The sequence below is a fragment of the Confluentibacter citreus genome (assembly GCF_002807055.1).
Lineage (GTDB): Bacteria > Bacteroidota > Bacteroidia > Flavobacteriales > Flavobacteriaceae > Confluentibacter > Confluentibacter citreus.
This window is the reverse complement of the sequence record NZ_NIXN01000007.1, coordinates 202,645-226,364: the sequence shown is the minus strand read 5'-3', so window position 1 is coordinate 226,364 and position 23,720 is coordinate 202,645. Positions and strand designations below refer to the sequence as shown.

Annotated in this window: 23 protein-coding genes; 17 read left to right on the top strand and 6 right to left on the bottom strand. The window is 33.0% G+C overall.

The window, feature by feature from the left end; all coding sequences use genetic code 11:
• Nucleotides 1-26: 26 nt before the first annotated feature.
• From CDH49_RS13820 to CDH49_RS13775, 10 genes are all read left to right on the top strand, one after another.
• The gene (locus tag CDH49_RS13820) at nucleotides 27-2,246 is read left to right on the top strand and encodes a RelA/SpoT family protein (RefSeq protein WP_100616123.1); all 2,220 of its coding nucleotides are present in this window, start codon (nucleotides 27-29) and stop codon (nucleotides 2,244-2,246) included.
• Between the two features lie 26 nt (nucleotides 2,247-2,272).
• Nucleotides 2,273-2,725: a Fur family transcriptional regulator gene (locus CDH49_RS13815; RefSeq protein WP_100616122.1), complete on the top strand. Its 453-nt coding sequence runs from the start codon at nucleotides 2,273-2,275 to the stop codon at nucleotides 2,723-2,725.
• Between the two features lie 12 nt (nucleotides 2,726-2,737).
• Complete coding sequence (locus CDH49_RS13810; RefSeq protein WP_100616121.1) at nucleotides 2,738-4,009, top strand: adenylosuccinate synthase; 1,272 nt, start codon at nucleotides 2,738-2,740, stop codon at nucleotides 4,007-4,009.
• A gap of 109 nt (nucleotides 4,010-4,118) precedes the next feature.
• Nucleotides 4,119-5,918, top strand: a complete 1,800-nt coding sequence (locus tag CDH49_RS13805; RefSeq protein ID WP_239970670.1) for an OstA-like protein — start codon at nucleotides 4,119-4,121, stop codon at nucleotides 5,916-5,918.
• Nucleotides 5,918-7,099 (top strand): aspartate aminotransferase family protein, encoded by a 1,182-nt coding sequence (locus tag CDH49_RS13800; protein WP_100616120.1) that lies wholly within the window; start codon nucleotides 5,918-5,920, stop codon nucleotides 7,097-7,099. The genes CDH49_RS13805 and CDH49_RS13800 overlap by 1 nt, the downstream gene beginning before the upstream one ends.
• Before the next feature lie 147 nt (nucleotides 7,100-7,246).
• The gene (locus tag CDH49_RS13795; protein WP_100616119.1) at nucleotides 7,247-8,635 is read left to right on the top strand and encodes a tetratricopeptide repeat protein; all 1,389 of its coding nucleotides are present in this window, start codon (nucleotides 7,247-7,249) and stop codon (nucleotides 8,633-8,635) included.
• A 51-nt stretch (nucleotides 8,636-8,686) separates the two neighbouring features.
• Nucleotides 8,687-9,607 (top strand): DUF368 domain-containing protein, encoded by a 921-nt coding sequence (locus tag CDH49_RS13790; RefSeq protein WP_100616118.1) that lies wholly within the window; start codon nucleotides 8,687-8,689, stop codon nucleotides 9,605-9,607.
• Nucleotides 9,607-10,626: a DUF368 domain-containing protein gene (locus CDH49_RS13785; RefSeq protein WP_100616117.1), complete on the top strand. Its 1,020-nt coding sequence runs from the start codon at nucleotides 9,607-9,609 to the stop codon at nucleotides 10,624-10,626. Before CDH49_RS13790 ends, CDH49_RS13785 begins: the two co-directional genes overlap by 1 nt.
• Nucleotides 10,619-11,356 carry a shikimate dehydrogenase family protein gene (locus tag CDH49_RS13780; protein ID WP_100616116.1) on the top strand — a complete coding sequence of 246 codons (738 nt, stop codon included), beginning with the start codon at nucleotides 10,619-10,621 and terminating at the stop codon, nucleotides 11,354-11,356. The genes CDH49_RS13785 and CDH49_RS13780 overlap by 8 nt, the downstream gene beginning before the upstream one ends.
• Nucleotides 11,357-11,469: 113 nt before the next feature.
• The gene (locus CDH49_RS13775; RefSeq protein WP_100616115.1) at nucleotides 11,470-13,440 is read left to right on the top strand and encodes a DUF349 domain-containing protein; all 1,971 of its coding nucleotides are present in this window, start codon (nucleotides 11,470-11,472) and stop codon (nucleotides 13,438-13,440) included.
• Between the two features lie 38 nt (nucleotides 13,441-13,478).
• Here CDH49_RS13775 and CDH49_RS13770 read toward each other — a convergent pair whose 3' ends face one another.
• The 4 genes from CDH49_RS13770 to CDH49_RS13755 form a co-directional block, all read right to left on the bottom strand.
• Complete coding sequence (locus CDH49_RS13770; protein WP_100616114.1) at nucleotides 13,479-13,913, bottom strand: DUF5606 family protein; 435 nt, start codon at nucleotides 13,911-13,913, stop codon at nucleotides 13,479-13,481.
• Between the two features lie 54 nt (nucleotides 13,914-13,967).
• Nucleotides 13,968-14,555, bottom strand: a complete 588-nt coding sequence (def, locus tag CDH49_RS13765; RefSeq protein ID WP_100616113.1) for a peptide deformylase — start codon at nucleotides 14,553-14,555, stop codon at nucleotides 13,968-13,970.
• A 90-nt stretch (nucleotides 14,556-14,645) separates the two neighbouring features.
• Nucleotides 14,646-15,056 carry a Holliday junction resolvase RuvX gene (gene ruvX, locus CDH49_RS13760; RefSeq protein ID WP_100616112.1) on the bottom strand — a complete coding sequence of 137 codons (411 nt, stop codon included), beginning with the start codon at nucleotides 15,054-15,056 and terminating at the stop codon, nucleotides 14,646-14,648.
• 96 nt (nucleotides 15,057-15,152) lie between these two features.
• Nucleotides 15,153-15,446 carry a hypothetical protein gene (locus CDH49_RS13755; protein WP_100616111.1) on the bottom strand — a complete coding sequence of 98 codons (294 nt, stop codon included), beginning with the start codon at nucleotides 15,444-15,446 and terminating at the stop codon, nucleotides 15,153-15,155.
• 331 nt (nucleotides 15,447-15,777) lie between these two features.
• On the opposite strand from CDH49_RS13755, the gene CDH49_RS13750 reads away from it, so the two are divergent.
• Genes CDH49_RS13750 through CDH49_RS13740 form a run of 3 tightly spaced genes read left to right on the top strand, consistent with a single transcriptional unit; the run spans nucleotide 15,778 to nucleotide 18,413 of the window.
• Nucleotides 15,778-16,593 carry a 2,3,4,5-tetrahydropyridine-2,6-dicarboxylate N-succinyltransferase gene (locus CDH49_RS13750; RefSeq protein WP_100616110.1) on the top strand — a complete coding sequence of 272 codons (816 nt, stop codon included), beginning with the start codon at nucleotides 15,778-15,780 and terminating at the stop codon, nucleotides 16,591-16,593.
• A complete protein-coding gene (locus CDH49_RS13745; protein ID WP_100616109.1) occupies nucleotides 16,594-17,661 on the top strand; it encodes a glycosyltransferase family 9 protein in 1,068 nt (355 codons plus the stop codon).
• Nucleotides 17,658-18,413 carry a glycosyltransferase family 2 protein gene (locus CDH49_RS13740; RefSeq protein WP_100616108.1) on the top strand — a complete coding sequence of 252 codons (756 nt, stop codon included), beginning with the start codon at nucleotides 17,658-17,660 and terminating at the stop codon, nucleotides 18,411-18,413. Before CDH49_RS13745 ends, CDH49_RS13740 begins: the two co-directional genes overlap by 4 nt.
• A 1-nt stretch (nucleotide 18,414) precedes the next feature.
• On the opposite strand, the gene CDH49_RS13735 is transcribed toward CDH49_RS13740, so the two are convergent.
• Both CDH49_RS13735 and CDH49_RS13730 read right to left on the bottom strand, forming a co-directional pair.
• Nucleotides 18,415-19,179 carry a Kdo domain containing protein gene (locus CDH49_RS13735; protein ID WP_239970669.1) on the bottom strand — a complete coding sequence of 255 codons (765 nt, stop codon included), beginning with the start codon at nucleotides 19,177-19,179 and terminating at the stop codon, nucleotides 18,415-18,417.
• 45 nt (nucleotides 19,180-19,224) lie between these two features.
• Complete coding sequence (locus tag CDH49_RS13730; RefSeq protein WP_100616107.1) at nucleotides 19,225-20,001, bottom strand: DUF5672 family protein; 777 nt, start codon at nucleotides 19,999-20,001, stop codon at nucleotides 19,225-19,227.
• Between the two features lie 96 nt (nucleotides 20,002-20,097).
• Here CDH49_RS13730 and CDH49_RS13725 point away from each other — a divergent pair, with 96 nt between their 5' ends.
• From CDH49_RS13725 to CDH49_RS13710, 4 genes are all read left to right on the top strand, one after another.
• On the top strand, nucleotides 20,098-21,165 hold the full coding sequence (locus CDH49_RS13725) for a glycosyltransferase family 4 protein (RefSeq protein WP_100616106.1): 1,068 nt from the start codon (nucleotides 20,098-20,100) through the stop codon (nucleotides 21,163-21,165).
• Between the two features lie 11 nt (nucleotides 21,166-21,176).
• Nucleotides 21,177-21,737: an L-threonylcarbamoyladenylate synthase gene (locus tag CDH49_RS13720; protein ID WP_100616105.1), complete on the top strand. Its 561-nt coding sequence runs from the start codon at nucleotides 21,177-21,179 to the stop codon at nucleotides 21,735-21,737.
• Between the two features lie 59 nt (nucleotides 21,738-21,796).
• Complete coding sequence (locus tag CDH49_RS13715; protein WP_100616144.1) at nucleotides 21,797-23,215, top strand: CCA tRNA nucleotidyltransferase; 1,419 nt, start codon at nucleotides 21,797-21,799, stop codon at nucleotides 23,213-23,215.
• Between the two features lie 73 nt (nucleotides 23,216-23,288).
• Complete coding sequence (locus CDH49_RS13710) at nucleotides 23,289-23,660, top strand: four helix bundle protein (protein WP_100616104.1); 372 nt, start codon at nucleotides 23,289-23,291, stop codon at nucleotides 23,658-23,660.
• Nucleotides 23,661-23,720 lie beyond the last annotated feature (60 nt).

Here is a 23,720-nt window from a genome sequence, read left to right as displayed (position 1 = left end):
AATATTCTTTACACTACATTTAGTCTATGACAGAGGAAGACATAGAAAAAGAAAATGCAGCCATTACCAAAGCCTACAAAGAGTTATTGAGTGTTAGTTATACCACGCTAACGGAAGATGATAAAAAATTAATACGAAAGGCTTTTGAGGTTGCTCTTGACGGACATAAATATCAACGTAGAAAATCTGGTGAAGCTTATATATTTCACCCTATTGCCGTTGCAAAAATTGTTGCCCAAGAAATTGGTTTGGATGCAACATCCATTGCTGCGGCCTTACTTCACGATGTTGTAGAAGATAGCCCAGATTATGCTATTGAAGACATTGAAAGTCTTTTTGGGGAGACCGTTACGAGAATTGTTAGCGGACTTACCAAAATTTCTTCATTAAGTAAAGAACAGGGTATGGATGTGTCACTGCAAGCAGAAAACTTCCGTAAAATGCTTCTTACGATGAATGATGATGTGCGTGTTATCATCATTAAAATTGCAGATAGACTACATAACATGCAGACCATGGACTCGATGCGAGAGGACAAACAAATCAAAATCGCATCAGAAACCATGTATATTTATGCTCCTTTGGCACATAGAATAGGTCTTTACAACATAAAAACAGAGCTCGAAGACTTAGGTTTAAAATATTTAGAACCAGATACATACAACGATATCCTTTTCAAAACAAAAGAAAGCAAGGAAGAGCAAGACTTATATATAAAGGAGTTCAGTAATGTCATAAAAAAATCTTTAGATAAAGAAAGTTTGGAATACACCATAAAAGGGCGTCCTAAATCTATTTTTTCCATTAGAAGAAAAATGATTAAACAAGGCGTATCTTTTGATGAAGTGTATGACAAGTTTGCTATTAGAATTATTTACAAAAGCGATGAAAATACTGAAAAATTCTTGGCTTGGAAAATTTATTCTATAGTAACCGACCATTTTAGACCAAATCCTGTGCGTCTTCGTGATTGGATTTCTTCGCCCAAATCAACTGGGTATGAAGCCTTACACATCACGGTTATGGGTCCAAAAGGACGATGGGTTGAAGTACAGATACGTAGCGAGCGCATGAACGAAATTGCAGAAAAAGGCTATGCAGCTCATTATAAATATAAACAGGACACCGAAAAAGAAGATAATCTTGAAAATTGGATCAATAAACTTCAAGAAGCCCTTGAAAATCCCGACACAAATGCGGTTGACTTTGTTGAACAATTCAAACTTAATTTATATTCTAAAGAAATATTTGTTTTTACACCAAAAGGTGAATTAAAATCGTTGCCTAAAGGTGCCACACCGTTGGATTTTGCCTTTAATATCCACACCGAGGTAGGTATGAAAACCCGTGGCGCCAAAGTAAATGGCAAATTAGTCCCGCTTAGCCATGTCTTGGAAAGTGGTGATCAAGTGGATATCTTAACCTCAGATAATACGAAACCAAATGCCAATTGGTTGGATTATGCCACTACAGCCAAAGCGCGAGCAAAAATAAAATCTGCTTTAAAAGAAGACAGAAAAATTATTGGTGAAGAAGGAAAAGAGATTTTAAGAAGAAAGTTAAGGCAGCTTAAAATAACATTAAATGAAAACAGTATCAACGAAATGGTTCGATACTTTAAGCTTAAAACAAGTTTGGATCTTTTTTATCGTGTAGGCATCGGGTCTATAGATAATGTGATGCTCAAAGAGTTTGCTTCTTCTAGAAGCAATGCGTTAATGAGTTTCCTGAAAAATAAGATTTCTAGAAAAGCAAACATTCCTAAGGAAGAATTAGATAAGGAAGAAATCACGGCAAATTATGACTCGTTGGTTTTTGGAAAAGAAGAGGAAAAACTTGATTATAAATTATCCACGTGCTGTAACCCCATTCCTGGTGATGAAGTTTTTGGTTTTGTAACGGTCAGTGAAGGCATTAAAGTGCATAAAAAAAATTGCCCTAATTCTTTAAGTCTACAATCAAACTACGCCTACAGAATTATGCCCGCCAAATGGGTAGATTCAACACGACAAGAATTCTCAGCATACATCATGATTTCTGGAATAGACCACATGGGATTGGTAAATGAAGTGACCAAAATCATTTCAGAAAATATGCATGTAAACATGAAAAGCCTTAGCTTTGAAACAAACGATGGCCTATTCTCTGGAAAAATAAACCTTATTGTAAATAACAATACCATTTTGAAAAAGGTTGTTGAAATGCTTAAAAAAATTAATGGCATCGATAAGGTATATAGAGTGTAAAAAAGTGTAAATTTGCATTTGCAATTATGAGTTTACCAACAGATACAAAAAATCAAGACATTGTTAAGAGTGTTTTTACAAGCTTTTTAGAAAATAAAGGGCATCGTAAAACACCTGAACGCTATGCTATTTTACAAGAAATTTATAATAGCGAAGAGCATTTCGATATAGAATCACTATATCTAAACATGAAAAATAAAAAGTATCGCGTGTCTCGTGCTACACTTTATAATACTATAGAATTACTTTTAGAATGCGGCTTGGTTAGAAAACATCAATTCGGTCAAAATCAGGCACATTATGAAAAGTCCTATTTTGATAGACAACACGATCACGTCATTCTAACAGACACTGGTGAAGTCATCGAATTTTGCGATCCAAGAATTCAATCAATAAAAAAAACAATAGAAGAAGTTTTCGATATCGAGATCAATACACACTCGCTTTATTTTTACGGAAACAGAAAATCAACTAAATAATTATTTTTTACAATGGCGGTAGATTTACTACTAGGATTACAATGGGGAGACGAAGGCAAAGGGAAAATTGTTGACGTACTTACATCCAAATACAATATCATTGCTCGTTTTCAAGGTGGCCCAAACGCAGGACACACCTTAGTTTTCAATGGAAAAAAACATGTTTTACACACCATTCCATCAGGTATTTTTCATGATGACGCTATGAATTTAGTGGGAAATGGTGTTGTCATAGACCCTGTTATTTTTAGAGGTGAATTAAATAAATTGGAAGAGCAGAATATAGACTACAGAAAATCCTTGCTCATTTCCCGTAAAGCGCATATTATATTACCAACGCACCGCTTACTCGATGCTGCTAGTGAAGCTTCAAAAGGAAAAGCTAAAATTGGATCTACCCTTAAAGGTATTGGCCCAACTTATATGGACAAAACCGGCAGAAACGGTATTCGTGTAGGTGATTTGGAATTAAGCGATTGGAAAGAACGTTATAGAACTTTAGCTGATAAACATGAATCTATGATTGCGTTTTACGACGCAAAAATTGAATATGATTTAGAAGAACTTGAAACCGAATTCTTTAAAGCCATTGATGTTTTAAAATCTTTAAAATTTATTGATTCTGAAGAATATATATACCAAGCACAAAAATCTGGCAAAACCATACTTGCTGAAGGCGCACAAGGATCGTTACTGGATATTGATTTTGGAACCTATCCTTATGTGACATCAAGTAATACCACAGCTGCTGGCGCTTGTACAGGACTAGGTGTAGCACCAAACCAAATCGGTGAGGTCTTTGGTATTTTTAAAGCGTATACAACACGTGTGGGTTCTGGCCCATTCCCAACAGAATTATTTGATGAAGATGGCGCCACTATGGGTCGTGTAGGTCAGGAATTTGGAGCAACCACAGGCAGACCACGCCGTTGTGGCTGGTTGGATTTGGTAGCCTTAAAATATGCATGTCAAGTTAATGGGGTTACCCAATTAATGATGATGAAAGGCGATGTGCTTTCCGGCTTTAAAACCTTAAAAGTATGTACCGCTTATAAATATAAAGGAAACCTCATCCATCATTTCCCATACAACATAGAACCTGAAAACGTAGAACCTGTTTACACAGAAGTTAGCGGATGGCAGGAAGATTTGACAGCTATGTCTGAAGATTCTCAACTTCCAAAAGCATTAAATGATTATATTGAATTTTTAGAAAAAGAATTGGGAATTCCTATTACTATTGTCTCGGTTGGACCTGACAGAAAACAAACTATTTTTAGATAGCTCGATTCTATATTATAATTTAAACGCTTCAAAATATTTTGGAGCGTTTTTTGTTTCAATATACTTAAACATCATATTAATCGTTATTTTTGCTACAAATAATCTCAGTTTGAAAGCGCTACATTCTTTATATTTTATCGTACTCATTTTTTTAGCAACCTTCATATATGGGCATGCTCAAGAAAAAAAGCAGATTGAAATTCTTTATTCTGGAAGGGTCAATATGGATGAGGCCAACCCAGGTGCAAAAGTTTTAACAAGAGACGATTCCCAACAGGTTCACGTGCTTCACGAAAACATCAATTTATGGTGCGACAGAGCCATACAATACAGTGCCGAAAATTTTATAGAGGCTTTTGGCAATGTAAAAATGGTACAAGGCGACACTATTACCATGACATCAAAATATGTTGAATATAGTGGGTTAACACAATTAGCATTTGCTAGTGGCGATGTTGTATTGAAAGATCCGACTTCCACGATTACATCAGACACTTTATATTTTGATCGTTTAAAACAAGAAGCTTTTTACAGAAACGGAGGGACCGTTGTAAAGGACACCTCTGGAACCATTACCAGTAAAATAGGCCGATATTATATGAACCTTAAAAAATACAAGTTTGTACAAGATGTTGTATTGGTTAATAAAGACGCTACCATTAACTCCAATTATTTCGATTTTTATTCGGATACGGGGCACGCCTATCTTTTTGGGCCTTCAACCATCGTTACCGAAGAAAGTAAAACCTATTGTGAAAAAGGCTTTTATGATACCAAAACCAAGATTGGCTATGCCATGAAAAATGCCAAAATAGATTATGACAATCGAGAAATTATAGGTGATAGTTTATATTTCGACAATAACATCAGTTTTGCATCGGCAACCAATAATATTAAAGTTACAGATACCTTAAATAATAGCATTGTGAAAGGACATTATGCCGAGGTTTTTAAAGCTAAAGATTCCCTATTCATAACCAAACGTGCCTATGCTATTACCCTTCAAGAAAATGATTCTATTTATATTCACGGCGATACGCTAATGGTCACAGGTAAACCCGAAAAGCGCATCACCAGAGTATTCAGAAATGTAAAACTTTATAAATCGGATATGAGTGGGAAAGCAGATTCCATTCATATGAACCAGGAAACGGGACTTACCCAACTCATAAATATATCAAAAGGTGTTCAAAATGATGCCTTTTCAGTAAAACTTAAACCCATTCTTTGGAATATAGAAAATCAGATGACTGGTGATACCATTCATTTGATATCAGATACAAAAACCGAAAAATTAGATTCGCTCGTTGTCTTTAATAATGCTTTTGTGATAAGTAAAGACTCTATTGGAACGGGCTATAATCAAATTAATGGCATGCGTCTAGTAGGGTTATTTGATGATAATAACGAGTTATATAATATTGATATCATTAAAAACGCCCAATCCATTTATTATTTGAGAGATGATGATGGTGAACTTATTGGTATTGACAAGTCTAAATCGGGAAGCATCAAAATACTAATATCAAATAAGCAAGTTGATGAAGTAATAAAGTTAAATCAAGTTGATGGAACTATTCCTCCAGAATCTTTATATCCTGAAAACGAAAAAATTTTAAAAGGATTTGATTGGCGTGATGAAGAACGCCCAAGAAGTGTTGAAGATCTATTTAAAGACGATCCTCCTTTAATTTTGCCAGTTATAAAAGGTCTTGATGATTATATCCCACAAGAAGATTTTTTTGACGAAGGCATGTTGGAACGCATAGAACAAGCAGATGAAGCCAGTAAAAAAACGGATAAGGACAAAGACCCAAAAGCATCTAGAAATTTACCGCAACGAGTAAAAGACAAAGAAGAAAACCAACTCATTACTCCAGCAAATGATTCCGTTGGCGGTCAGAAATAATGAAATCAGATTTTTTTAAATACCAAGCACAAACCACCCCTCACCCATTGGCAATGGAAATTTCCCATGCTAATGGTTCTTACATATATGATACCAATAATAAAGCGTATCTGGATTTTGTGGCTGGCGTATCCGCAACCCCTTTGGGTCACAATCATCCCAAAGTCATAAACGCCATTAAGGAACAAGCGGATAAATATCTGCATGTTATGGTTTATGGTGAATATATTCAAAAACCAGCCGTAGAACTTACTAAATTGCTTGCGAAACAGCTACCCTATCCTTTAGAGAAAACCTATTTAACAAATTCTGGTACAGAAGCCATTGAAGGCGCTTTAAAGCTGGCCAAACGAGCTACTGGCAGAAGCGGGATAATTTCTGCCCACAATGCCTATCATGGTAACACCATGGGCTCCATGAGTGTTATGGGCTATGAAGACCGCAAACAAGCATACAGACCTTTATTGCCAGACGTGACCTTTATAAATTTTAATAACGAAGATGATTTAAAACACATCACCACAAAAACGTCCTGTGTTATACTAGAGACCATTCAGGGCAGTGCGGGCTTTGTAGAATCCATCAATGGGTATTTAGAGAAGGTTAGACAGCGTTGTAACGACGTTGGCGCCCTTTTAATTTTAGATGAAATACAACCTGGCATTGGAAGAACAGGGAAATTGTTCGGTTTTGAACATTACAATTGTATTCCAGACATTTTAGTAACTGGCAAAGGTTTAGGTGGCGGCATGCCCATTGGTGCTTTTACAGCATCTACTAAACTCATGGATTTGCTTTCAGAAAATCCTAAATTGGGACACATCACCACATTTGGTGGGCATCCACTTATAGCGGCTTCGGCATTGGCAACATTAAAAGAAATTACTGAAAGTGATTTAATGCCATTAGCTTTAGAAAAAGAACAACTTATACGCAAACTTTTGGTACACCCTCTCATTTTAGAAATTAGAGGAAAAGGGTTGATGTTGGCTTTAATAACACCTTCGGCTGATATCGCAAATACTGTTATTCTTAAATCCCAAGACCTTGGCTTGATATTGTTTTGGCTGCTTTTTGAGCCTAAGGCAGTACGAATTACACCGCCTTTAACCATATCAAATGATGAAATAATCAAAGGATGCAATATCATTATTGAAGTTTTAAACACTATTGAACATTAAATAACCTCATTCAACATTCTGAATATCAACACAAAACCACTATAAACAAAAGTGTTCATTACTTTGTTAAAAACATTTACGCAAATTTTACGAAAAATTCGATTCAAGCCTTAAATTTATTGGTGAAGAACACTTACAAATGTGCTTATGGAGCTTAGTCATGATGACAACGACAATCTGCCGCTTACCAAGTTTGAATCGATGCTAAAAACGAATCATGTTTTGTTCTTCGATTCCGAAGAATTTGAAAACATCATTCATCACTATCTCAACGAAGGGAAAATAGCGCTAGCTAAAAAAGCCATAAAATTAGGTTTACAACAACATCCAACTTCTGTTAATTTAAAGCTGTTCAAAGTTGAAATATACGTTTTTGAAGATAAGCTGATTCAAGCGGATGAACTGTTGAACGAACTTTATATTTTAGAGCCTCACAATGAGGAAATTTACATCCAAAAAGCAAATATATTTTCCAAAAAAGACGATCATTTACAAGCCATAGACGTTCTTAAAAAAGCATTGGAGCTTACAGATGATGCCGTAGATGTTTATTCCCTTATTGGTATGGAATACTTGTTTTTGGATGAATATGAAGAGGCCAAAACATATTTTATGAAGTGTCTTGAAGAAGATTTCGAAGATTATTCGGCACTCTATAATGTTGTATATTGTTTTGATTTTTTAAACCAAGCAGAAGAATGTATTGAATATCTCAATATCTTCTTAGATAAAAACCCCTATTGTGAAGTGGCATGGCACCAACTGGGAAAACAATATTTTGACTTAAAAAAATATAAAAAAGCATTGGCATCTTATGATTTTGCTATCATTTCTGACGACACGTTTGTTGGCGCTTATATTGAACGAGGAAAGGTGTTAGAAAAATTGAAGCGTTTTGAAGATGCCATAGAAAGCTATTCCATAACACTTAAATTAGACGACCCGACCCCTTATGCCTTGCTTCGTATAGGAACCTGCTACGAAAAACTGAATAATACTGACATGGCTATCCAATTTTACGAAAAAACCTTGCACCAAGATCCGTCATTGGATAAAGGTTGGATTGCCATTACCAGGTTTTATATCAAAAAAAGAAATTATCAACGTGCTCTTTATTTCATTAATAAAGCCATTAATATTGATACAGAGCATGTTATCTATTGGAAATTATATTCCCAAATAAATCAGCGTTTAAGTTTTTTTGAAGAAGCAGAACGTGGTTACAAAAGAACCTTGGAATTAGGTAACTACGAATTAAATACGTGGCTTTCCCGTGGCGACCTTTTAATTAAACTTGGTGAACCCCAAGCTGCTATTTTTAATTTTGAACAGGCAGTTGACTTTTACCCTGAAAATGCTGAAATTGAATACCGTTTGGCAGGACTTTACTTCACGTTGAATGAATCTGACAAAGGCACGTTTCATCTAAAAAACGGTTTGAAATATAACGAAGATTACACGTTTATTCTAGATGAACTTTTTCCTGAAATTATCAATAAAGTCCAAGTTAAAAATTTACTAAAAGCAAATCAATAATAAAACGTTAACCTAAATTGTATACCTTTGGTTTAGCTTTAAAACCAATATATGCAAAGACGTTTTTCCGATTATCTTATTATCACTCTTAAAGGATTAGCCATGGGTGCTGCCGATGCCATACCTGGTATTTCTGGTGGAACTATCGCCTTTATTTCAGGAATTTACGAAGAGTTAATCGCTACTATTAGTAACATCAAACCTTCTCTTTTTAAAACACTTTTAAAAGAAGGCATAGCCACTTTCTGGAAAGAAGCTAATGGCAATTTTGTTATGGCACTTTTGTCTGGTATTGTTATTAGTTATATATCATTCATGAAACTTGCCAAATACCTTTTAGAATACCATCCCGTTCTCATTTGGTCATTCTTTTTCGGGCTCATCGTAGCTAGTATTTATTTTGTCGGCAAACAAATTACTGAATGGAAGGCATTCACCATTATAGCATTGATTATTGGGGCTTGTATCGCTTTTTATATCAGCATACTTCCCGTAATGGCTGCCAATGACAGTTTATTATTTTTGTTTTTTGCTGGTGCTATAGCTATTTGTGCCATGATTTTACCAGGGATTTCAGGTTCTTTTATATTAATCATTCTGGGAGCTTATAAAACCATAAGCGATGCTATTCATGATATTGATATTAAAAAACTTTTAATATTCATTGCAGGAGCTGTTGTTGGTTTATTAAGTTTTAGCCATGCTTTAAAATGGCTGTTTAAGAATTATCATAATGTGACATTGGCACTTCTAACTGGATTTATCTTTGGATCATTAAACAAAGTTTGGCCATGGAAAGAAACATTAACTTGGTACACAAACTCTAAAGGAATTAAAGAACCATTACTTCAAGAAAGTGTTTCGCCTTTTTCTTTTAATGGTGACAGTCAGCTGTTATCTGCTACTATTTTAATGATTATTGGATTTTTAAGTATTTTTATTTTAGAAAAAGTAGGTTCAAAAAAACAGTAATGGAAAGTACCAGAACACTTAAGGACAAAATATTTCTTATCCTAAAAGGGATTGGAATGGGCGCTGCCAATAAAGTTCCTGGTATTTCTGGTGGTGTAGTAGCTTTTGTTGCTGGTTTTTACGAAGAATTTATATACTCACTTAAAAAAGTAAATGGCAAAGCATTTAAATTATTGATTAACGGCCGATTTAAAAGTTTTTACAATTACATAAATGGTCGTTTTATAGTGCTTTTGTTTTCTGGAATGATAATCAGCTACTTTAGCGTCTCTTTAGTTTTGGATTATTTAATTAAACATTATGAACTATATGTTTGGAGTGTTTTCTTCGGAATGATCATAGGTTCTATATATTATATCAACAAAGATTTTAGGGATTGGAATTTTAAAACCTATGCTTCCCTAGCCATCGGTATTACATTAGGAATTGGGATTAGTTTTTTAAATCCTGCAAAGGAAAATGATAACTTATGGTTTGTATTTTTTTGTGGTATCATTAGTGTTTCTGGGATGACGCTACCTGGTTTTTCTGGATCTTTTATACTTATTCTTCTTGGTAATTATGTGTTGCTTTTGGTGGATTCCGTAAACGCCTTATTTGATACTTTTTACGACATTTTAGGAGGCAATTTAAGCTTTATAAACAACCCACAACGTATTAAGATGCTTAAGGTTCTAGCTGTTTTTACTTTGGGCTCCATAACGGGTTTAGTAACCTTTTCCCATATTTTGAGTTATATATTAAAACATTATAAAAGCATCACACTTTCATCTATTATCGGATTTATAGTAGGCTCATTAGGGGTTGTTTGGCCATGGAAAGAAACCATATACAAATTAACCAGCGACGGCTCCTTTATATATGATTCCAGAGGAGAAAAAGTAGTAGAAAACTTTAAACGATTTGTTCCAGAAGTAAGTTTAGAAACTTTTTACGCCATATTATTTATATGTCTTGGCATTGCTATTGTTCTGGCCCTAGAAATGTACGGACAAAAAACCCGAAAAACACATGCATAAATTAGGTCTGTTAGGAAAAAACATCTCCTATTCATTTTCAAGAAACCATTTTAAATTAAAATTTGAAAAAGAGGGAATCACAGATATTACCTATGACAACTTTGATATTGAGGATATTTCAATGTTTCCTTCCATAATAAAAAATACCAATGGATTAAAAGGTTTAAATGTCACCATTCCGTATAAGCAAGCCGTAATGCCTTTTTTGGATAAAATCGATAAAAAAGCAAAAGCCATTGGAGCTGTTAATACCATTAAGATTAAAAAAAATGGTAAACTTGTTGGTTATAATACAGATTGTTATGGGTTTAAAAAATCCATTAAACCATACCTTAAAAAACACCACAAAAAAGTATTGATTCTTGGTACTGGTGGTGCCAGCAAAGCCATTGCATATGTATTGAATGAGTTAAATATTGAGTATGCCTATGTTTCTAGAACAGCATCACAACATGTTCGTTTTACTTATGAAGACCTAAATGAAACCATTATAAGAGATTTCGATATTATTATAAACTGTACACCGCTAGGTACATTTCCAAACGTTGAAAATTGTCCTAATATTCCATATCATGCCATAACCGAAAAGCATATTCTTTACGATTTAATATACAACCCTTTAGAGACCAAATTCCTAAAACTAGGTAAAGAACATAAGGCAACAACCATAAATGGCTTAAAAATGTTGGAATTACAAGCCGAAAAATCATGGTCTATTTGGGATTTATAGCAAAAATGTCTTTCAGGGCATAAAAGAAAAGTACGTCTCCTTTTTGTAAATACTCGACTTGTTAGTATCTTTAAACACAAAACACATTTAATTGAAACTAAACATTTATTAAAATGTCTGAGATAGATAACCTGCAAAATGCAGATGGAACGGAAAAGCATAGCCAAACGATTCATTCAAACAATGAGGATGACACCATAAAAACGGAAGAAGCGTCTTCTGATTCAGAAAATATCCAAACTTCTGATGTAGAAAACATACCCGTTGAAAATAAAGATTCGGAAGGACATGACGAGCTTTTGAATGAGATTGATGATTCTAATGCAGAAGATTCAGAGGACGAAGGCAATAAAGACAGGCATACCATAGAATTTAAGGAATACGACAAAATGTCGTTAGAAGCTCTTGCCGTTGAACTAGAAAGATTGGTAAAAAATGAAAAAGTTCAAGCCATAAAAAAACAAGTTGACGCCATTAAAATTGAATTCAACTCCCAGTTTAACGATTTGTTGGAAGAAAAAAAGGCGGATTTTATAAGTGATGGTGGCAATGAAATAGATTTCTTTTACACAACCCCATTTCAAAAACAATTTGTTAATGCCTGTAAAGAGTATAGAAATAAATTACAAGAACACCGCAAAAATCTAGATCAAAACCTTAAACAAAACTTAGCTAACAAACTTGAAATCATTGAAGAAATAAAAGGTTTAATTAATGTAGAAGAAAACATTAATACAACTTATAAGCATTTCAAAGAACTTCAAGAGCGATGGAGGAAGACTGGCCCTATCCCAAGAGATAAATACAATAACGCTTGGAACAGTTACCACCACCATGTTGAAATGTTTTATGATTTTCTGCATTTAAATAGGGACTTACGTGATTTAGACTTTAAACACAATTTAGAACTCAAAGTAAAAATCATTGAACGTGCTGAAGAATTGGCACAAGACACCGATATCATGCGGGCGTTTAGAGAACTTCAAGAGCTTCACAAAATGTGGAAGGAAGAACTAGGACCTGTAGACAGAGAACACCGAGAAGCCATTTGGGAACGTTTTAAATCCGCTACAAAAATCATAAATGATAAACGCCAGTCCTATTATCAAGAAATTGATAAAAGTTACGAGAAAAACCTAGACATAAAGCTTGACATTATTAACAAAATCAATGAGATAAATAGTCAAGAAACCAAATCGCATGGTGCATGGCAAAATAAAATCAAGGCTATTGAAGCTTTAAGAAACGATTTTTTTAATGCGGGCAAAGTACCCATGAAAGTTAATGAATCTACATGGGCTAAATTTAAAACAGCCGTTAGAACATTCAACAGACAAAAGAACGCTTTCTACAAAGGGTTAAAAAAAGATCAGTTTACAAATCTTCAGAAAAAACTGGAACTCATAAAAATAGCTGAAGACAATAAGGATAGTGATGATATTGAAGTGACTACTGCTTTAATGAAAAAAATTCAAAACGATTGGAAAAAAGTCGGTCATGTTCCCAGAAAAGACAGTGATAAAATCTGGAACCAATTTAAAGCGGCCTGCAATCATTTTTTTGACAGAATTCATGCTAGCAGAAATGCCGAAAACAAAGAAAGTAATGATGCCTTCAACAAAAAACAAGAGTTATTAGAGGTTTTAAAATCCTTAAAATTAACTACAGATAAAGAAAAAGACCTAGAAACCATTAAGGAATATATAAACCAATGGAATACTATTGGTAGGGTTCCTAATGATAAACGTTATATAGAAGGTAAATATTCTAAAGTATTGGATGACTTGTTTTCTAATTTAAAAATGGATAAGGACGAGTTGGAAATGATAAAGTTTGAAAATAAATTGGAAGACTTAAATAATTCTGATAATAACAAGAATCTTGATAACGAACGCTCCTTTATCAGTAAAAAAATTGACGACATCAAGGGGCAAATCAATCAATTGGAAAACAATTTACAGTTTTTTACCAATGTGGATGAGGATAATCCCGTAGTTAAAGAAGTTCTCAATAATATCGAAAACCATAAAGACGAATTAAAACTTTGGAAGAAAAAGTTAAGTAAAATAAAAGAATTGTATTAAATAAAAAAACCTCCAATTGGAGGTTTTTTTTTATGCTTTTATTCTTCTTCTTCGTCAGTTTCGGATTTTGGTTTTTCAATATCTTCTGAAAAATCCAACAAATCGTGTTGTTGCAATAAATTATACCATTGAACAATCTTCTTTATATCACTAACATATACCCTATCCTCATCATATTCAGGTAATACGCTAAAGAAATATTCTTCAAGCTTATCATTAGTATCTTTGGCAGTTACCGTTGTAGGTTGTCCATTTTCTTTTTCCTTTATGATAGCTAGCACCTTTTTTAGAGGCACTTCTTCGGTTAACGTATAAATGGCTATTTCACTTAAAACACTCACATTTTGTCTAACGTTTACAGTTAATCTTTTTTTATCCAACAAAGATTCTGCAACAAAACCGCCGCGTGTTTGTGCTATTAATTTATATAATCCTGGTTTACCAGTAATTGCTAATATTTTTTCTAAACTCATAAATTAGTTTTAAGGGGTGGCAAATATCATTTGTTTATAATTGTTTTACAAATATTATCGCTTCTTTTTTGCATTCGGAAATCGCATTCTGTAATCAACATCAATCTCTCCCTTAGATATTTTATTGAGTTTTCCTTTAATTAATCGCTTTTTTAAACCAGATAATTTATCGGTAAACAAGATGCCTTCAATATGATCGTATTCATGTTGGATGACCCTTGCGATCAATCCATCAAACACCTCTGTATGTTTCTTAAAATTTTCATCTAAATACTCAACTGTAATTTTGGGCTTTCTTATAACATCTTCCCTAACATCTGGAATACTTAAACAACCTTCATTAAAAGCCCATTCTTGACCTTCTTCATTTAAAATTTTGGCATTGATGAAAACACGTTTAAAAACTTTTAATTTCATTTGCTCTTCTTCACTTAAATCTTCATCAGAAAAAGGTGCAGTATCAACCAAAAACAAACGTATAGGAAGTCCGATTTGAGGTGCAGCCAAACCTACACCAAAGGCATTATACATGGTTTCAAACATGTTTGCTAAAAGTGCATCGAAATTCGGATAATCTTTTGTTATATCTTCCGCTTTCTTTTTTAAAACCGGATCGCCATAGGCTATAATTGGTAATATCATTTACTTTATTAAATTATTGGATGTAAAAATACAATACTTACTTTTGAATTTAAATTTTTTGTGTTTGAAAAAAATATTCTGAACAAAAAATTATTTTGAATATAAATAGCTTTGTAAAATAAGTGTGGCACTAATTTCATCTATAAGCGCCTTGTTTTTTCTTTGGTTTTTTTTTAAACCGCTATCAATCATTGTTTGAAACGCCATTTTAGAGGTAAACCGTTCATCAACTCGTTTAACAGGAATGTTAGGAAATTCCTTAATCAACCTGTTAATAAAAGGAATTATTAATACTTCGCTCTCGGACGCTGTATTATCCATTTGCTTAGGTTCTCCAACCAAAAACAATTCTACGTTTTCCTTCGCCGTATAATCTTTTAAAAAAGTAAATATATCTTTGGTAAATACGGTCGTTAACCCAGATGCAATAATTTGTAACTCATCGGTTACAGCAATTCCCGTTCTTTTTAAACCATAATCAATTGCTAAAATTCTAGACATATAAATGTTTTGACAAAAATAATGTAATAAATAAAAAAGGCTGCCTTTTAGACAACCTTTCTTAATACTTAACCTTAATTATTAATATTTGAATTTTTAAGCTTTAACAGTTTTATTTATTTTAGGAAATAACAAATCAATATTTTCAACGTTTCTTATACGGTTTAAGTAAACTTTAATGTCGCTATCAGTACGAACTAAAGTCGCTTCAGTTGTTACGTCATCTTTAATTGTTGATACAGTTTCAGAATCATTAACATTTAAAGAAACCTCATCATTATTTTGAGAAACTATTACAGTAGATTCAATTTTTTTAGCTTCTAAATTATCTTGTGCACTTGCGAAAGAGAAAGAAAGCAATAAAATTAATAAGATGTAATTTGTTTTCATTTTGATTTGGGTTATTATGATGAAGCAAATATATAGTCACTATGAACCTAGAACACAATTTATTAGTTATAAGCCGTTGGATATTCGATTAGTAGTGGAGTGGCAAATTTTTATCGATAAACAGATAAAATGCACGATTTAAAAGACTAAATACGTCCAAAATGTATTTAATCGATTTATTTTTTTATTTCAAAGGTAAAACGAATGTACTTTTACTAAAAAAATGTTCGTTGAGCGACATCATTATAATCATTCTTAAAACATATATTAAAGTTATTTCTTTCCCATTTTTAAATGATAGATATTATATTTGTCCAAAATATAATTATCAATGACAGAATTACAAAAAACCATAGAACAAGCTTGGGAAAACAGAGAGCTTTTAAAAGAAGAAACAACAATAACAGCTATTAGAAAGGTTATTTCACTATTAGATTCGGGAATTTTAAGAGTTGCGGAACCTATATCTGGAGGATGGCAAGTGAACGAATGGGTAAAAAAAGCCGTTGTGTTATATTTTCCCATTCAAAAAATGGAAACTTTAGAAGCTGGCCCGCTAGAATTTCACGATAAAATCCCTTTAAAAACAGGTTATGCTGAAAAAGGTATTCGCGTGGTGCCTCATGCCGTTGCTCGTTATGGTGCCTATATTTCAAAAGGAACTATTTTAATGCCAAGTTTTGTAAATATTGGTGCTTATGTAGATGAAGGTACGATGGTGGACACTTGGGCAACCGTTGGTAGCTGTGCACAAATTGGCAAACATGTGCATTTATCTGGTGGTGTTGGTATTGGTGGTGTTTTAGAACCTTTACAAGCAGCTCCCGTAATTATTGAAGATAATGTGTTTGTTGGATCTCGTTGTATTGTTGTAGAAGGCGTACATGTTGAAACTGAAGCCGTTCTAGGTGCCAATGTGGTATTAACGATGAGTACCAAGATAATTGATGTTACTGGTGATACACCTATTGAAATGAAAGGGAGAGTACCTGCGCGTTCTGTGGTAATCCCTGGAAGTTACACCAAAAAATTTGCGGCTGGAGAATATCAAGTGCCTTGTGCCTTAATTATAGGAAAACGTAAAGAAAGTACCGATAAGAAAACATCTTTAAATAATGCACTTCGTGAAAATGATGTGGCAGTGTAAATGAAAATTTTAATCATACAGCAAAAAATGATTGGCGATGTGCTTACAAGCAGTATTCTGTTTGAAGCACTTCGCTTAAAATATCCAAAAGCACAACTACACTATTTAATTAATGAACATACATATCCTGTTGTTCTAAACAATCCGTTTATAGATCATTTTATTTTTTTTACTCCTGAAATGGAGAAGAGCAAAATAAAATTATTAAACCTTACCAAAACAATAAGAAAAGAAAAATACGATATCCTTATTGATGCGTATAGTAAATTATCAAGCAACCTTATCTCTGCCTTGAGTGGTGCTAGAATAAAAATTTCGAAATATAAATCGTATTCTTCTTTTATCTATACACATCCCATTAAGTATAAAAACGAATCAACTTCTGTTGCTGGATTAGCTATTGAAAACCGATTACAGTTACTGGAACCTATTGATATTGAACTTTCAAAAAATATTATCAAGCCAAAAATCTATGTAACGGATTCTGAAAAAGAAAAAGCTAAACAAGTACTTACAGAATCAAACATAAATCCATACACACCCCTTTTCATGATGAGTGTTCTAGGAAGTGGCATAAATAAAACGTATCCGCTAGACTATATGGCACGTGTCATTGATTTTATAGTACAACAAACCAATGCTCAAGTTTTGTTTAATTACATTCCGAAACAAAGTGAAGAAGCAAAATTTGTATTCAACGGATGTAAACCAGATACTCAAAAACAAATATTTATGAATGTTTTTGGTACTAATCTTCGTGAATTTCTGGCGCTTACCTACTGTTGTGATGCGCTGATTGGGAATGAAGGAGGTGCTGTTAATATGGCTAAAGCCTTAGACATACCAACATTCACCATTTTTTCACCATGGATTGAAAAGAAAACGTGGGCCTCATTTGAAGGTGAGAAGAACACATCGGTTCACTTAAAAGACTATAAACCTGAATTTTTTGAAAATAAAGAAGGTAAACAAATAAAAAAAGAAGCCTTAACTTTATATAAAGAATTCAAACCTTCATTTTTTTTAGAAGCATTAAAAACGTTTTTAGATAACATCCTTAATAAATGAACAAGCTTACAGCTATTATTCCCGCGGGCAATGAAATACACAATATAGAAGCTGTTATAGCTTCTGTAAATTTTGCTGATGAGATTTTAGTAGTTGATAGTTTTAGCACAGATGGCACTTTTGAAATGGCTGAAAAACTAGCTACAAAAGTTATTAGAAGACCATTTGATTATCCGTCTTCACAAAAAAATTGGACCATTCCACAAGCTAAATATGAATGGATTTTACTTGTTGATGCCGATGAGCGTGTGACGCCTGAATTAAAAGCGGAAATTATGGAGATCCTCAAAAATCCAAATCCAAACATAGTGGCTTATTGGATAGGCAGAATGAACCATTTTATGGGAGAACGTGTTCATTATAGTGGTTGGAGAAACGACAGCGTTATCAGATTATTTAAACGTGATTTTTGCAAATATGAAGACAAACATGTACATGAAGAAATTATTGCCGATGGACCGATTGGAAAATTAAAAAACAAGCTCTATCATAATACCTATATCTCGCTTGATAAGTATATGGATAAAATGAATAAATATGCTACGTGGCAGGCAAAGGATTACGATAAAAAAACGGGCATGTTAACACCTTATCATTTTATTATAAAACCGTTTTGGGGGTTTTTTAAACATTATATTTTACAAAGTGGGTTTAGAGACGGTGTTGTGGGTTTAACCATTGGATACATTCAGGGATATGTCGTGTTCATGCGTTATGTAAAACTTTGGTTATTACGAAAAGACAGAGAGTAGCTTATGATTTCCAAAACTTTAATTTTTTCTTTAAACGTTTTTTTCGGTAAAACCGTTCTTGAAAAGCTTGGGTTTCCTCCCACATCAAGTTAAATACGTTATTATAATCGTAACCTGAACATTTAGCATATTCGTCACTCATAACTTCAACCATGGATTTATGTATGGTAAGTTTTGAGAAATTTTTAATTCGGGTTTCAAAATCAAGTATCCCAAAATGCATTCTGTTTAAATCCACTAAATAAAATTTATAATCCCCGTTATTTAATTGAATCAACGTATTGCCGGGCGAATGATCTAAAAAATGAATACCATGCTCATGCAACCCAAAGGTAAATCTGGTAAAAGCCCTTAATATATTTTCGTGATTTGGATAATTTAAATCCATTGTTAACTCCCTATAGGTTAAATCGTAATCCAAATGCTCACTTACATAATAACTTTTCTTAAATAAAAAAGGCGTTGTAAACTCATAATAAGCAATAGGTTGTGGCGTTCCAATGTGTAATTCCGTTAATTTATTTGCATATTCAAAAGAACGTTGCGCCTTGCTTTTTCTAAAAAATCTATAGGCAATTTGATTAATGACATTAGGAACTTTAAAGGATTTGACATTAACCATTATGTCCTTAAACTGAAATAGTTTTAATGAATTTCGGTCTTGATTGCCGAATGACTCGCCTTCACTATCATAATTGAAAATAATATGATTAAAAAAAGGACTGTCATTTTTAAAAGGTAAATTTATTTCAACATGATTTTTCATTGGCTACTAAATCAACTTCTTATGTATTATTTATCTAATTAATTTCTACCCTAAGTAATTTGAAATCAAAATATTTTTCCAGAATGCTTCTACTTTTGGTTTATCAATACCATGACAACCAAATGGAAGCTCGTTGTTATTTAGTTTTAATGCTAAACTAGGCTTTCTGTCCATTGCAAAACCTAAAGCTTCTTTGTATTCAGGTATATTAAAATCAGGATAGTGTTTTGGCACTGTAATAGACCAAAAAATATCCTCCATGATATAAAAATCATTTTTATCACGCTTTAAGTTAGTTTCAATATCGTTTTTCATTTCTTTGGTTATTTTATGACTTTTAGATACATTTCTCAAAGAAAATCCACCATTGCCTACTTTAAAGAATATTTTACGACGTTCCTTTTTTCGTTTAGAATCAAACAATCCAAGTGTTCTTTTTATTACTGTGTTTGGGGAAGCAATCCAGGGTGCGCCTATGTAGTCATATCCTTTGTCGCACCATTCCTTCAATTTGTTTTTAAAAACAAACGCATCTAATTGATAGACCAACATGTATTTATAATCTAAAAAACGCTGGTAAAAATCTTCTGATAACATTAAGCGATTATAACCATATACATTTTCAAAATAATAATCTGGAAATAATTCTGTTCTTATTTTTCCTCCAAAATTTATGGTTGAACTATCTAATTTTTCTGGTTGAACAAAAACAATATCAAAATCGCCTAATACTTTTATGCATTGATTTAAAGACATTTGCTCTGTCTGGGAAAGATTCACTTTGTATATTGGTATGATTATGGTCACCAATTTTTCTTGCATACATATTTTATTTTATCGGTTCTAAGATAGTTCGACTATTTTTCAGTTTGGATGTATTAAAATTAAGTATTATCATTGAATGTAAATTCCTTGTACATGGATCGGTCAAAAAAAATCAATTTTATATTACCTTTTCCAACAAAACGTCCAAATGGTGGTCCTAAAATCATGTATACTTATGCTACTCTTTTAGCTGAAAAAGGATACAATGTACAAATATATCATTCTTTAAACACTTCTTATACTAAATATAAAAAACCCTATTTTATAAGAGCTATTTTACACAAATTACGAAAAACAAGTAGGCCTAAATGGTTTCAATTACATCCAAATATAAAATCGTTTAATATCAAAAGGGTTTCGGATGACTATATTTCTGATGCCGATTTCATCATCTCTACATGGTGGGCAACAGCGTTAGAAGTTGATAAATTGAGTGATGGAAAAGGAAAAAAAATAAACCTAATACAGGATTATGAAAACTGGAAAGGTCATGAAGACCTGCTTTTAAAATCATATACTTTAGCCAATACAACCAATATTGTTATAGCATCGTATCTTTATGACATTGTCAATCCCCGATCAGCAAAAAAAACATATACCATTTTTAACGCTATTGATAATTCTATTTTTTATGTAAAAAATGACATTGAAAAACGTAAACCATCCATTCTGATGCTTTACTCAAATGAAAAAAGGAAAGGAACCTCTTATGGGATAGATGCTTTACTTAAAATTAAGAAAGCATATCCTTCTGTTGTTATTTCCATGTTTGGTACTCCCAAAAAACCAATTGATTTTCCAGAAAACTTTAATTATTATCAACAACCTGAAAATTTAGAAGATGTATATAATTCTCATGCCATTTATTTAACCCCAAGTATTCATGAAGGTTTTGGGCTGCCAGCATGTGAGGCATTGTCTTGTGGATGTGCTCTAATAGCAACTAATATTGAAGGCCATAAAGATTATTTGATAAACAATGAAACAGGTTTAGCTATTGAACCCGAAGATGTCGATGACATTGTTAAAAAAATCGAACTCTTTTTAAAAGATGATACATTCAGAATAAAAATTGCCCAAAAAGGACATGACTATTTTTCTACTAATTTCTCATGGAAAAAAAGCATTGAACAACTGGAAAATATATTTAATGAAATTTAATATTAACCCATATGCAAACCGAAATAAATAGCGCACTACAAATTTTAAAACAAGGAGGACTTATCCTTTACCCAACCGATACGGTTTGGGGCATTGGCTGCGATGCTACCAACCCAGAAGCCGTGGAAAAAGTATTTAAATTAAAACAACGGGAAGATAGTAAAGCCCTTATTTGCTTGGTGGCAGATGACAGAATGCTGAATAAATATGTGAAAAAAGTACCTGAAGTTGCATTTAATATTTTAGATGTAGCGGACAATCCGATCACCATTATTTATGACGATGCCCAAAATTTAGCTGAGAATTTAATAGCTGAAGACAAAACCATTGCCATAAGAATTCCAAATAATGATTTTTGTTTTCAATTATTACGAAGATTTAACGCTGCTATTGTGTCTACTTCTGCAAATATCAGTGGACAACCCACTCCAAAATCATTCAAAGAAATAGCTCCAGAGGTTTTAAAAGGTGTGGACTATGTTGTAAATTTGCATCGCGAAAAAATTTGTAACAAACCATCGTCTATTATTAAGTTAGGAAATGATGGAGTTGTTAAAATTATTAGACAATAAATTTAGCCATAAATACACGAAAATCATATGCATTCATGGGTTTTGTGGCAAAACGAAAAATGAATTATAAAGAAGCATTACAACATCCCATATTTAAAATAATATCGCACTCTGCTAAAGAGCTAGAGTTAGATGCTTTTGTAATAGGTGGTTTTGTGCGCGATTTTATTTTAAGCAGAGGTGATGCCAAAGATATTGATATTGTTACCATTGGTGATGGCATAAAATTAGCCAAACAAGTCGCTAAAAATCTTCCTAAAAAAACAAAAGTTCAGGTTTTTAAAACCTATGGAACCGCTATGCTACATTTCGATGGCATTGACATTGAATTTGTTGGTGCCCGGAAAGAATCTTATAACGAAGAAAGTAGAAATCCGGACGTTGAAAGTGGCACTTTGGAAGATGACCAAAATAGACGTGATTTTACCATCAATGCCTTTGCTTTGGATTTATCTGAGAATAAATTCGGTGACTTATTAGATCCATTTAACGGATTAGACGATTTAAAAAATAAAATCATTCGCACACCTTTAAATCCAGATATTACATATAGTGACGATCCGCTTCGTATGATGCGTGCCATTCGGTTTGCAACACAACTCAATTTCAAAATAGAAGAAGAGTCGTTACATGCCATTTCAAAAAATAAGGATAGAATTAAAATCATTACTAACGAACGCATCGTTGTAGAACTCAATAAAATTCTTGAAAGCACTACACCATCTGTTGGTTTTCTCTTATTGGAACAAACAGGATTATTAGATTACATTTTACCGGAATTAACAGCATTAAAAGGCATTGACGAAGTTGAAGGTCAAAGGCACAAAGACAATTTTTACCATACGCTTGAAGTGGTTGATAATATTGCTTTAAATACCATTAACCTTTGGTTACGTTGGGCCGCATTATTGCATGATATCGGTAAAGCACCTACGAAAAAATTCAATAAAAAAATTGGGTGGACTTTTCATGGACATGAATTTACGGGCTCAAAAATGGTGTTTCATTTGTTCAAAAGATTGAAAATGCCATTAAATGATAAAATGAAATTTGTTCAAAAAATGGTATTAATGAGTTCGCGACCCATCGTTTTGGCAAATGAGGAAGTCACCGACTCGGCCGTTCGCAGATTGGTTTTTGATGCTGGTGATTATGTAGATGATTTAATGGTGCTTTGCGAAGCAGATATCACTACAAAAAACCCTAAAAAATTCAGTAAATATCATCAAAATTTCAAGATTGTCCGCGAAAAAATCATTGAGGTTGAAGAACGTGACCATATTCGTAATTTCCAACCCCCCATTTCTGGAGAAGAAATTATGGAAACCTTTAATTTAAAACCGTCAAAAGAAATTGGTTTGATTAAAGATGTTATAAAGGAAGCTATTTTAGAAGGTGAGATTCCAAATGAGTATGAAACAGCTTATCAATTGATGTTAAAAGAAGGTGAGAGATTAGGTTTAAAAATTGCAAAGTAACTAAGTAGCAAAGCATCAGAGATACAAAGTTTCTGAGTTGCACAATTGAAAAGCAAAATAAACTAGAAGTAAAATGGAAAGTAATCATACATATAGAAAATTAATTGTTTGGCAAAAATCAATGGCTTTTGTAACCAAAATTTATAATGAAACAAAATCTTTTCCTTCAGAAGAACTATATGCTTTAACGTCTCAAATAAAACGTTCAGCTACTTCTATTCCTAGCAATATTGCAGAAGGATATGGTCGAGAAGGTCAAAAAGATTATCTGAGGTTTTTAAATATAGGGCTTAGTTCATTATTTGAATTACAAACACAAATTGAAATTGCATTTAACTTAAATTTTTTAAGTGAACATGTATTTAAAGAATTGTATGAAGACTCTAGGGAAATTGAACGTATGCTAACTAGCTTTATTAACAAAGTAAACCTAAAATCTAAATAACTTTGATGCTTTGAAACTTTGCTGCTTTGAAACTCTGAAATTTTAAAAACTTTGAAAACT